Raw genomic sequence first — 11,265 nt, forward strand, 5'->3', positions numbered from 1 at the left:
CGACCTGCCGGTCGGTAGGCTGCGGTTTCCCGCCGAGGTTCGGAGCGCCTGCCATGACGACCGCGACCACGACGGCACCCGACGAACGGCTGGACTGGTTCACCTCGGTACCGTTCCTGGCCTTCCACCTGATCCCTCTCGCGGCCGTGTGGACCGGGGTCTCGGCGCGAGCGGTGGTCCTGTGCGTGGCCCTCTACTTCGGCCGCATGTTCTTCATCACCGCCGGCTACCACCGGTACTTCTCGCACCGCTCCTACCGCCTGCCCCGCTGGGCCCAGCTGGTGATGGCGGTGGGCGGCACGACCGCCATGCAGAAGGGGCCGCTGTGGTGGGCGGCGCACCACCGCGTCCACCACCGCTACGCCGACACCGACCTCGACGTGCACTCGCCGATCAAGGGGTTCTGGTGGAGCCATGTGGGGTGGATCCTCAGCCGCAAGCACAAGGGGACCGACCTCGACCGCGTCCGCGACCTCGCCCGCTACCCCGAGCTGCGATGGGTCGAGCGCCACGACGCCCTGGCCCCCCTCCTCCTGGCCCTGGCCTGCCTGGCGATCGGCGGCTGGTCGGGCTTGGTCGTCGGCTTCGGCCTCTCGACCGTGCTGCTCTGGCACGGGACCTTCCTGGTGAACTCCCTCGCCCACGTGATGGGGAGGCGGCGCTACGCCACCTCCGACACGAGCCGGAACTCGCTCCTCATCGCGCTGGTGACCAACGGCGAGGGGTGGCACAACAACCACCACCACTACCAGGCCAGCGCCCGCCAGGCCTTCCACTGGTACCAGTGGGACCCGAGCTGGTACGCCCTCTGGGTCCTCAGCAAGGTCGGGGTGGTCAGCGGGCTGAAGCAGCCGACGCCGGCGATCATGGCCGACGGCCTCATCGGCGCGTCACGCTCCCGTCGCGAGGGGCGACAGGAGCGTGTCGACGTGGACCAGCCCTGAGGTCGGTCAGGCCACTCCGGCGTGTGACTCCCACGTGGCGTACATGGCGGCATATCGGCCGCCGGCAGCCACCAGCTCGTCGTGGCTGCCCAGCTCCACGATCCGGCCGTCGTCGACGACCCCGATGCGGTCGGCCCGCATCGCCGTGGCCAGGCGGTGGGCGATCACGATGGCGGTGCGGCCCTCGAGGAGCACGTCGAGGGCGTGCTCGATCTTGGACTCGGAGCGCAGGTCGAGGTTGGAGGTGGCCTCGTCGAGCACGAGGACGCGCGGCCGGGCCAGGAAGGCGCGTGCCAGGGCCAGGAGCTGGCGCTCACCCGACGAGAGGGCGACGCCCCGCTCGTGGACGGGGGTGTCGATCCCCTGGGGGAGGCGGTCGACGAGGTCGTCGATGCCGACAGCGCGGCAGGCCTCGAGCACCTCGGCCTCGGTGGCGGCGGGCCGGGCGAAGGCGATGTTGTCGCGCATCGAGCCGCCGAAGAGGAACGCCTCCTGGGGCACCACGCCGAGCTGGCGGCGCAGCGAGGTGAGGGTCAAGCGGCGAAGATCGTGGCCGTCGATGAGGACCCGGCCCTGCTCGGGGTCGTGGAACCGGGTGACGAGCTTGGCCATGGTCGACTTGCCGGCGCCGGTGGCGCCCACCAGCGCGAACGTCTCGCCGGCGGCGATGGTGAGGTCGACGTCGCGCAGCACCGGCCGCCCTGGCTCGTAGGCGAAGGTCACGTCCTCGAAGCGGATCTCGCCGAGGATGGGCGGTAGCTCCGCCGCGTCGGGAGCCTCGGCCACGCTCGGCTCGGTGGCGAGCAGCTCCTGGAGCTTGGCCACCGAGGCCTGGCCCTTCTGGTAGGTGTCGTAGAGCTGCACCATCTGCTGGATGGGGGCGAAGAACGCCGTGAGGTACAGCACGAAGGCGGCCAGCTGACCGATCATGAGGTCGCCGTCGAGCACCATCCGCCCGCCCACCAGGAGGATGAACGCCTGGCCGGCGATGCCGATGGCCTCCACGCTCGGGCCGTAGATGGCTCCCACCCGCGCCGTCGCGTCGTTGGCGGAGCGGTAGTCGCCGGCGATGTTGCGGTGCTCGATGGTGTTGTGCCGCTGGCGGTTGTGGGCGGTGACGATCCGGATGCCGGAGAGGTTCTCCTGCAGGTGGGCGAGCACGTCGGCGATGCGGTCGCGCACCAGGCCGTAGGTGCGCAGCGAGGCCCCCCGGAACCACCACGTGAGCGCGGCCATGCCGGGTACCACCACCACGAGCGTGATGGCCGCCAGGGTGGCGTTCATCGTGAAGAGGATGGTGGTCACCACGATGATGGTCAGGCCCTGCACCACCATCTGCACCAGGCCGTCCTGGAACAGGGCGGTGAGCGACTCGAGGTCGCTGGTCATCCTCGTCATGAGGCGTCCGGCCTTCTCCTTGGTGAAGAAGGGCACCGACAGCCGCTGGAGGTGGGAGAAGATGCGGACCCGAAGCTGGAACATGAGGGTCTCGCCCACGCGCCCCGTCCAGGCGATGCGGGCGGCGCTGGACATCGCGTTCAGGGCCACCGCCGCGAAGTAGAGGACCGACACGACCACGAGGGTGGTGGTGCTGCCTTCCTGGATGCCGCGGTCGATGCCGATCTGGGTCAGGAGCGGTCCGGCCTGCATGGCCACCGTCTCGATGACGACGAGGGCGAACGCGCCGACGAGGGCCAGGCGATGGCCGCCGAGGAACCGGCGCAGCGTGAACGGGCGCCGGTCGAACTCGGCGTGGCTGAACTCGACGGGCTCCTGCTCCGGGTGCTCGGGCTCCGTCTCGAGCAGGGTGTCGACCCTGCTCTGGAGCTCGGGCGGGATGCCGGCGAAGGGCAGCCCACCCCCTGGGTTCCCCGCCGGCCCGCCGCCGCCGAAGCCCATGCCGCCACCACCACCACCCCACGCCATCAGCGCACCTCCGCATCGTTGAAGTCGGTCACGTCGACGAGACCGCCGGCCGCGGCACTCGCCTCGGCCGCAGCGGACTCCTCCTCGACGTGGGCGAGCACCTCGGTGTACCTCGGCTCGCTTGCCATGAGCTCGCTGTGGGTGCCGTCGGCGACGATCCGTCCGTCCTCGAGCAGGACCACGCGGTCGGCCAGGGCGATGGTGGAGAGGCGGTGGGCGATGACGAGGGTCGTGCGCCGCCCCAGCAGCTCGGCGAGGGCACGGTGGATGCGCTCCTCCACGTGGACGTCGATGGCGCTGGTGGCATCGTCGAGGATGAGCACCCTCGGGTCGATCAGCAGGGTCCGCGCGATGGCGATTCGCTGACGTTGGCCACCGGAGAGCGTGTAGCCCCGCTCGCCCACCTCGGTGTCGTAGCCGACGGGCAGGTCGTCGATGAAGCCGGCGGCGTCGGCCGCGACGGCGGCGGCCCGGACCTCGTCGTCGGTGGCGTCCGGCCGGCCGTAGGCGATGTTCTCGCGGATCGTGGCCGAGAAGAGGAACGGCTCGTCGAGGACCATCGCGACCTGGGCCCGGAGGCTGGCGAGCGTCAGGTCCCGCACGTCGTGGCCGTCGATGCGCACCGTGCCCGACTCGACGTCGTAGAAGCGGGTGAGGAGGCGGGCGAGGGTCGACTTGCCGCTGCCCGTGCGGCCCACCACGGCGACGGTCTCCCCCGGGGCGAGCGTGAGGTCGAGGCCGTCGAGGACGGTGAGCCCGTGGCCGTAGCGGAAGGTGACGTCCTCGAAGCGCACCTCGCCCTCGGGGTCCACGAGGTCGACGGCGCCGGGACGGTCGGCGATCGCGGGCTGCTCGTCGAGGACCTCGAAGATGCGCCCCGCCGAGGCCGAGGCCCGCTGGCTGAGCAGCAGCAGGAAGCCGAGCATCCGGAACGGCGCCTGGAGCATGACCACGTAGGTGGAGAACGCCACGAGGGTGCCCACCGTGACCTGGCCGTTGATGGTGAGGATGCCGCCGTAGAGCAACACCAGCGCCATGCCGACGCGGGGGAGGTTCTCCATGAGCGGGCCGTAGCCGGCCCGGACGTCGATCTGGCGGACTGCCGCCCACCGCAGACGCCGGGCGGCGCCGGCGAGGTGGGCGATCTGGGGCTCCTCGGCGGCGAAGGACTTGACCACTCGGGCCCCGGTGACGTTCTCCTCCACGGTGGTCGCCACGTCGGCCAGGCGGGACTGCACGATCCACGAGATCGGGAACATCAGGTCGCGCATGCGCGCACCGACGAGGTACACGAAGGGCAGCGGCAGCAGGGCCACGATGGCGAGGGGGACGTGGACGGCGAGCATGAGTCCGAACGCGAACAGGAAGCTCACCACCTGCAGCGCCATGAGCGGTGCGAAGGTGAGGAACATCTGCACCGAGCGGATGTCGGAGTTGGCCCGGGAGATCAGCTGGCCCGACTGGACCCGGTCGAAGAACGAAAACGACAGGCCCGTGAGCTTGGTGAACATGTTGACCCGCAGGTCGTACTCGAGGTCGTAGGCGATTCGGTAGAGGTGGTAGCGGTAGACGAAGGTGAAGGCCCCCCGGACTGCACCGAGGGCGAGTATCGCCCAGACGAAGGGCATGATCTCTGACGTGTGGGGCTCGGTGAGGGCGTTGTCGATGCCGGCCATGACGATCCGCGGGACGGCCACCTGGGCGAGCATGGCGACCAGGGCCGCCAGCAGCGAGCCGGTGAAGGCCAACTTGCGGGCGGCGATCAGTGGGCCCATGCGCCGCAGCCACGAGCGGTCGCGGTCGGGGTGGATGGTCGCCTTGGGTGGTCCGTAGCGCGCGGACACGCCGACGGGCTCGTAGGGGGAACCGACGTCGAGGTCGGGGGTGGCGAGGCGGTCGAGGTCGTGCTCGAGGGTGGAGATCACCGGGCCGTCTCCACCTTTTGCTGCCGGGCGGCGTCGAGGGTGTCGCGCCACACCATCAGGCCATCCATCGCGCTCGCCGCCTGGGTCTCGTCGACGTGCGACGTGAGCCACGCCAGCCGGGCGGCGATGGCCTCGTCGCCCTGGGCGAGCGTCCGCTGGCCGACGGGGGTCAGGACGTGGGAGACGCGTCGGCGGTCGGCAGCATCGGCCTGGCGCTCCACCAGACCCCGTTCCACCAGCCCGTCGACCAGGGCGGTGATGCTCGGGCGGCTCACCGCCAGCCGGTCGGCGAGGGCGGTGGCTGCCGCGGACCCGTCGGAGAGCAGCGCCAGCAGGCGGTACTGGGGCATGGACAGCCCGATCTCGCCCAGGGCGGTCTCCACGGCCTTGGCCAGCCGCGCCGCGGCTCTGGCGGCCTGCACACTTCGTTCGATGCTCACATCATTAGACTATCGAACGATCTTCGGGTCGCGGTAACGCGATTCTCCATGCCGTGCTGGAGGGGCACCGGCAGGTAAGTGTCCCGCCGGAGCGAGTCGGAATCGTTCTCAGAGTGCCCCCGGGGCACTCGTATCTGTGTCCGACGACGGGGTGGTAGTCGCCGATCCCCCAAGAGCTCGGCTTAAGCCCGCTCCGGGCCACCGTGGTGAGCCAAGGCATGGGAGAGTTTGGCGGTGACGACGGGGGAGGAGCGTGGCTGAGGAACGGCTGCAGCGCGGGGTGTACCTGCCGCCCTTCGGGCCGTTCGGCGACCCGGCGGTCATCGTCGACCTGGCCGTGCGCGCCGAGGCCGCGGGGTGGGACGGAGTCTTCCTGTGGGATCACGTTGTCGCCGAGGCATCGCCGATCGCCGACACCTGGACCACGTTGGGCGCCGTCGCCGTCGCCACCGACCGCATCCTCCTCGGGCCCACGGTCACCCCGCTGCCCCGACGGCGCCCGTGGGTGGTCGCCCGGCAGGCGTCCACCGTCAGCCGGCTCTCGGGAGGCCGGCTCGTCCTGGGGGTGGGCCTCGGGTCGGACGAGTCGGGTGACCTCAGCCGCTTCGGGGAGGAGACCGATCAGCGGGCTCGAGCGTCGATGCTCGGCGAGGGCATGGAGATCGTTCGAGCCATGTGGGCAGGCGAACCGATCGATCACGGCGGAGCCCACTACGAGGTGCACCTCGAGGCCACTGAGCCCGAGCCACACCCCATTCCCGTCTGGATGGCCAGCTCGACCCGCCATCCCCGCGTCATCGCCCGCGCCGCGGGTTGCGACGGGATCTTCCCGATCGCGGACCACACGCTGGTGCCCGAGGAGGTCGATCACAAAATGAGGGTTGTTCTCAGAGTGTCCCGCGGGGCACTCCACTCTGTGTCGAGTGGGCGTCGGGATCGCCGGGTCGCGCGGGCCACGCGGCCCGCAGCTGCGCCGCTCGTCGTCGTAGCTCGCCGGGTTCGGCCAGCTGCCCGCGCGAACCGTAGAGCTCGTCGCCTTCCCAGCGAGGGAAGACGTGCACATGCAGGTGCCAGACGTCCTGGTTGCCAGCGGGCTCGTTGTGCTGCCGCGTCGAGACGCCGTGACAGCCGTACGCGGCCTTCATAGCGAGCGCTGTGTCGCGGACCGCAGCCTGCATCGGAGTGCCGAGAGACGGTGGCATGTCGTAGACGTTCTCGTGGTGATCGTTCGGGATGACCAACACGGCACCGGGGTTGTTCGGCCACCATTTCGGGTTCACCTTCACGAACACGTCCTGGTACCGATGGACGATCTCGAGCGGCAGGTCGGACTCGCCCAGCCGCAGGTTCCGACAGAACGGGCACCGATAGCCGTCGGGAGCGTGGTTGTTCATCGGTCCATCCTCGCTCGGGACGGTCAGCACGTGCCCGAGGACGACCTCGAAAGCACGCGACGTCGAGCCAATACGTGCCTCTACCGGGACGCGGCCTGCTGGCGGTAGCGGTCGCGCAGCTCGCGCTTGTAGAGCTTGCCGTTGTCGTGGCGGGGGAGCTCGTCGGTGAAGTCGACGCTGCGAGGGCACTTGAAGGCGGCGAGGTGCTCACGGGTGAAGGCGATGAGCTCGGCCGCCAGCTCCGGGGTGGCGTCCAGGCCGGGCTGGACCTCGACCACGGCCTTGACCTCCTCGCCCCACTCCTCGTTGGGGATGCCGATCACCGCGGCGTCGCCGACGGATGGGTGGGTGAGCAGGACCGCCTCGATCTCGGCGGGGTAGATGTTCACCCCGCCGGAGATGATGAGGTTGGCGCTGCGGTCGGTGAGGAAGAGGTAGCCGTCGGCGTCGAGGTAGCCGACGTCGCCGAGGGTGTAGTGATCGCCCCGGTAGGCGCCGGCGGTCTTGTCGCCGTCCTTGTAGTAGGTGAAGCGGGTGTCGGCCGGCGCCTTCAGGTACACGGTGCCGATCTCGTCGGGACCGAGCACGTTGCCCTCGTCGTCGAGGATCTTCACGTGGTCCGGGGTGGGCGGCTTGCCGACCGTGCCGGGCTTCTCGAGCCACTGCGCCGAGGTCACGACGGTGCCTGCCCCCTCGGTGGCGGCGTAGTACTCCACCACGATCGGGCCCAACCAGTCGATCAGCGCCTTCTTCACCGGGACCGGGCAGGGTGCGGCCCCGTGGATGACGTAGCCCAGCGACGAGACGTCGTAGCGGTCCCGCACCTCCTCGGGCAGCGAGATGAGTCTGTGGAACATGGTCGGGACCATGTGGGTGTGGGTGATCCGGTGGCGTTCGACGAGCGCCAGCGTCTCCTCGGCGTCCCAGCCGTCCATCAGGACGACGCCCACGCCGGCGGCGAGCGGCCCGGCCAGGGAGATCAGCAGGGGAGCGGCGTGGTACAGCGGGCCGGTGATGAGGTGCAGCTGGCTCGTACCCGCCTTGTACCCCGAGAGGGCGGCGGTGGCCGCGGCGGTGACCGAGGCCTGGCCGGCGTCAGCCGGCGGCCGGTGGACGCCCTTGGGGCGGCCGGTGGTGCCGGACGTGTAGAGCATCTTGGTGCCGGCCGAGGGCTCGTCGATGTCGCTGGTGTCCTCGGCGGCCACGACCTCGTCGTAGGGCTCGAAGCCGTCGATCTCGCCACCGATCGCCAGGAGGACCCGGGCGTCCGGTGCCAGCTCGGCAGCGGCGGCCGCCATGTCGGCGAAGCGTGCGTCGGCGATGAACGCCGCCGCCTCGCAGTCGTCGACGATGTAGCCCGCCTCCTCGGCGGCGAGGTGCCAGTTGACCGGCGTCATCCGGAACCCGGCTCGGTCGCACGCGGCGACCACCTCGACGAACTCCACCCGGTTGCTGCACGACAGGGCAACGGCGCTGCCGGCGCTGAGACCTCGGGCGCGCAGCGCCCGAACGAGGGCGTTGGCGCGCTCGTTGAGCTCGGCGAAGGTGGTGGTGCGGCCGTCGGCGATGACCGCCGGCTGGTCGCCGACCGTGGCCGCCCAGTGGGCGACGATCATGCCCTGGCGGGCGGCGGCGACCCGGGCCTCGGCCTCGGGGTCGGTGGTCTGCTGCGCGTTGCTCATGCCGTGCTCCCTGCGGTGGCTGCGGTCGCGGCCGCGCCGGCCGGCGGCGGTTCCTTGGGTAGGCCGAGCACGCGCTCCCCGACGATGTTGCGCTGCACCTGGGCGGTACCGCCCCAGATGACGCCCGACCGGGTGGAGAGGAACTGGCGCTGCCAGTGGTTGAGCTCGTAGTCGCCCTCGCCGTCGGGGCGGACCATGGCCTCGGCGCCGAGGATGCTCATCTGGATCTCGCCGAAGTCGCGGGCGTGCTCCGACCAGAACATCTTGTTGATCGAGGCTCCCGGTCCGGGCTCCTTGCGGGCCACCACCTCGGAGAGCGTGCGCAGGCCGGCGATGCGCATGATCTCGCAGTTGGTGTACGCCCAGGCCAGCTGCTGGCGCACGACAGGGTCGGTCTCCTTGCCGTGCTTGCGGGCCAGGTCGACCGTCCGCCAGAAGTCCCTGGTGAAGGCCACGTGCTGGGTGGTGGCGTTGCCGCCCCGCTCGTTGCCGAGCGTGGTCATGGTCACCCGCCAGCCGTTGTTGAGCCCGCCGATGACGTTGGCGAGCGGGGCCCGCGCCTCGGTGAGGAACGTCTCGGTGAAGTGGCTGGCACCGGTGATCTGGCGGATGGGGCGCAGCTCGATGCCGTTGGACGAGCCGTCGGGGCGCTGCATCGGGAGCAGCACGTAGGAGATGCCGCGGTGCTTCGGGGCGTCCGGGTCGGTCCGGGCCAGGCAGAACATCATGTTCGCCGCCTGGGCGCCGGAGGTCCACACCTTCTGGCCGGTGATGACCACCTCGTCGCCGTCGACGATGCCCCGCGTCTTCAGCCCCGCCAGGTCGGACCCGGCATCTGGCTCGGAGAAGCCCTGGCAGTAGGTGTCGTCGCCGGCGATGATCCGGGGCAGGAAGCGCGCCTTCTGCTCGTCGGTGCCGTGGACGATGATCGAGGGCCCGACCAGCCACTCGCCCATGCCGCGGGTGGCGCGCGGGACGCCGGCGCGGGCGAACTCCTCGTTCATCACCGCCACCTCGATGCCGGTGAGGCCCCGGCCGCCGTACTCCTTTGGCCACGAGACGCACAGGTAGCCGGCCTGATGGAGCTTGTCGGTCCACTCCTTCAGCCCAGCAGCCTGGACACCAGGGGTGATCTCCACCCCCTCCAGCTCGGTCGGGTGGTTGGCCTCCAACCACTGGCGAAGCTCGTCGCGGAACGCGGCGGCCTCGGGTCCGAGATCGATCTCCATCGGCATGTGTTTCCCCCTGGAAGTGTGCGCCTGGTGTGCGTGGGTCGTCTGTGGGTGCCGGCGACGCCGGCGGTGGTCAGTCAGCCAGCGCGCTGGGCTCGAAGAGCGGTAGGTGCCGGCCGTCGGTGAGCGGTTCCCAGGTGACGCGGACCGCCATGTCGACAGCAACGTCGTCGGGCTCGCACCCGACGATGTTGGTCATCAGGCGCACGCCCTCGTCGAGGTCGACGAGGGCGACCGCGTAGGGGACCTTGTCGGCCATGAACGGGTTGGCCGGCTTGTGCTGGACGCTCACGGCGTGGACCCGGCCGAAGCCGGTGGCCGGCCGCCACTCGATCGTGTCGCCCAGGCAGCCGGGGCACGCGGCTCGCGGGTAGAAGATCGCCTTCTGGCAGCTCGTGCACCACTGCAGCACCAGCTGCTTGTCGCGGGTGGCCTCCCAGAACGGCGCGGTGTCGTCGGACACCGGGGGCTCGAAGCGGGTGGGCGTGGGCGTGTCGTGGGCCATCAGAGCGTTGCCTCCGTGCCGAGGACGACGGTGGCCATGGCCGAGAGCACGCCGCCCGATCCGTGGGCGACGGCGATCTCCGCGCCCTCCACCTGGCGGGGGCCGCACTCGCCACGCAGCTGGCGGGTCGCCTCGACCAGGAGGAACATCCCGTACATCCCGGGGTGGGTGTACGACAGCCCACCGCCGTTGGTGTTCATCGGCAACGAGCCCCCGGGTCCTGTCCGGCCGTCCTCGACGAACGCCCCTCCCTCGCCCTTGTCGCAGAACCCGAGGTCCTCGAGGTGCAGGAGGGCGGTGATGGTGAAGCTGTCGTAGCCCATCAGGAGGTCGACGTCGCCGGCCTTGATGCCGGCCATGGCGAAGGCGTTGGGACCGGAGATGGCCCCGGCGGTGGTGGTGAGGTCGGGCATGGCCATGATGCCGCTGTGGTCGTGGCAGGTGGCTGCGCCGAGGACGTGGACCGGCGGCTTGGCCAGGTCGCGCGCCCGCTCGGCGCTGGTCATGACGAACGCGCCGGCACCGTCGGTCACGAGGCAGCAGTCGAGGAGGTGGAGCGGTGAGGCCTGCATGGGCGACGACAGCACGTCGTCGATGGTGATCGGGTCCTGGTACCTGGCACTGGGGTTCATCGCCGCCCACTCCCGGGTGCTGACCGCGATCTGGGCCAGCTGCTCGGACGTGGTCCCGAAGGAGTGCATGTGGCGGCTGGCGCTCAGGGCATAGGCGCCCATCGGCATCATCAGGCCGTAGGGCATCTCGAACTCCATGCGCGGGTCGGGCCCGAACGGCATGGGCCGTCGACCGCCACCTCCACCGCCCGACGAGCGCTTGCGGTCGCTGCGGGGGGTCGAGGCGTAGACCCCCACCACCACGTCGCACAGCCCGGCGGCGATGGCGGCCGCGGCGTGCTCGACGTGGACCTCGTAGCTCGAGCCGCCGACGTTGGTGCCGTCGGTCCAGCGGGGTGAGATCCCGAGGTACTCGGCGAGGCCCAGCGTGGCCATCCCGCCGAAACCGGCGTAGCAGAGGCCGTCGACGTCGGCGATGGTGAGCCCGGCGTCGGCCAGTGCCTCGGCGATCATCGTCACCTCGAGCGCCCGGCCCGTGAGCTCGAGCTCACCCGTGGGCGAGGCGGCATCGGCCACCCCCACGATGGCGGCCTGTCCCCGCAGCGTCCGATCAGCCAACGTCCGTCTCCCTCACTTGACCCACGG

Annotated in this window: 9 protein-coding genes; 1 reads left to right on the plus strand and 8 read right to left on the minus strand. The window is 70.7% G+C overall.

From position 1 onward, the window contains the following. The first annotated feature begins 53 nt into the window (after positions 1–53). Positions 54–944 (plus strand): acyl-CoA desaturase, encoded by an 891-nt coding sequence (locus tag VMN58_06065; protein ID HUF32756.1) that lies wholly within the window; start codon positions 54–56, stop codon positions 942–944. Positions 945–950: 6 nt separating this feature from the next. Here the strand turns inward: VMN58_06065 and VMN58_06070 are convergent, their stop codons facing one another. The 8 genes from VMN58_06070 to VMN58_06105 form a co-directional block, all read right to left on the minus strand. After that, complete coding sequence (locus tag VMN58_06070) at positions 951–2,870, minus strand: ABC transporter ATP-binding protein (protein ID HUF32757.1); 1,920 nt, start codon at positions 2,868–2,870, stop codon at positions 951–953. Continuing rightward, the gene (locus VMN58_06075; protein HUF32758.1) at positions 2,870–4,795 is read right to left on the minus strand and encodes an ABC transporter ATP-binding protein; all 1,926 of its coding nucleotides are present in this window, start codon (positions 4,793–4,795) and stop codon (positions 2,870–2,872) included. The genes VMN58_06070 and VMN58_06075 overlap by 1 nt, the downstream gene beginning before the upstream one ends. After that, on the minus strand, positions 4,792–5,235 hold the full coding sequence (locus VMN58_06080; GenBank protein HUF32759.1) for a MarR family transcriptional regulator: 444 nt from the start codon (positions 5,233–5,235) through the stop codon (positions 4,792–4,794). Before VMN58_06080 ends, VMN58_06075 begins: the two co-directional genes overlap by 4 nt. 887 nt (positions 5,236–6,122) lie before the next feature. Continuing rightward, on the minus strand, positions 6,123–6,629 hold the full coding sequence (locus VMN58_06085; GenBank protein HUF32760.1) for an HIT family protein: 507 nt from the start codon (positions 6,627–6,629) through the stop codon (positions 6,123–6,125). A gap of 80 nt (positions 6,630–6,709) precedes the next feature. Beyond that, the gene (locus VMN58_06090) at positions 6,710–8,311 is read right to left on the minus strand and encodes an AMP-binding protein (GenBank protein ID HUF32761.1); all 1,602 of its coding nucleotides are present in this window, start codon (positions 8,309–8,311) and stop codon (positions 6,710–6,712) included. Further along, complete coding sequence (locus VMN58_06095; protein HUF32762.1) at positions 8,308–9,546, minus strand: acyl-CoA dehydrogenase family protein; 1,239 nt, start codon at positions 9,544–9,546, stop codon at positions 8,308–8,310. Before VMN58_06095 ends, VMN58_06090 begins: the two co-directional genes overlap by 4 nt. A gap of 70 nt (positions 9,547–9,616) precedes the next feature. Further along, the gene (locus VMN58_06100) at positions 9,617–10,048 is read right to left on the minus strand and encodes an OB-fold domain-containing protein (GenBank protein HUF32763.1); all 432 of its coding nucleotides are present in this window, start codon (positions 10,046–10,048) and stop codon (positions 9,617–9,619) included. After that, positions 10,048–11,238 (minus strand): acetyl-CoA acetyltransferase, encoded by a 1,191-nt coding sequence (locus VMN58_06105; protein ID HUF32764.1) that lies wholly within the window; start codon positions 11,236–11,238, stop codon positions 10,048–10,050. The genes VMN58_06100 and VMN58_06105 overlap by 1 nt, the downstream gene beginning before the upstream one ends. Between the last annotated feature and the right edge of the window lie 27 nt (positions 11,239–11,265).

It is taken from the genome of Acidimicrobiales bacterium, assembly GCA_035512495.1.
GTDB lineage: Bacteria > Actinomycetota > Acidimicrobiia > Acidimicrobiales > CADCSY01 > DATKDW01.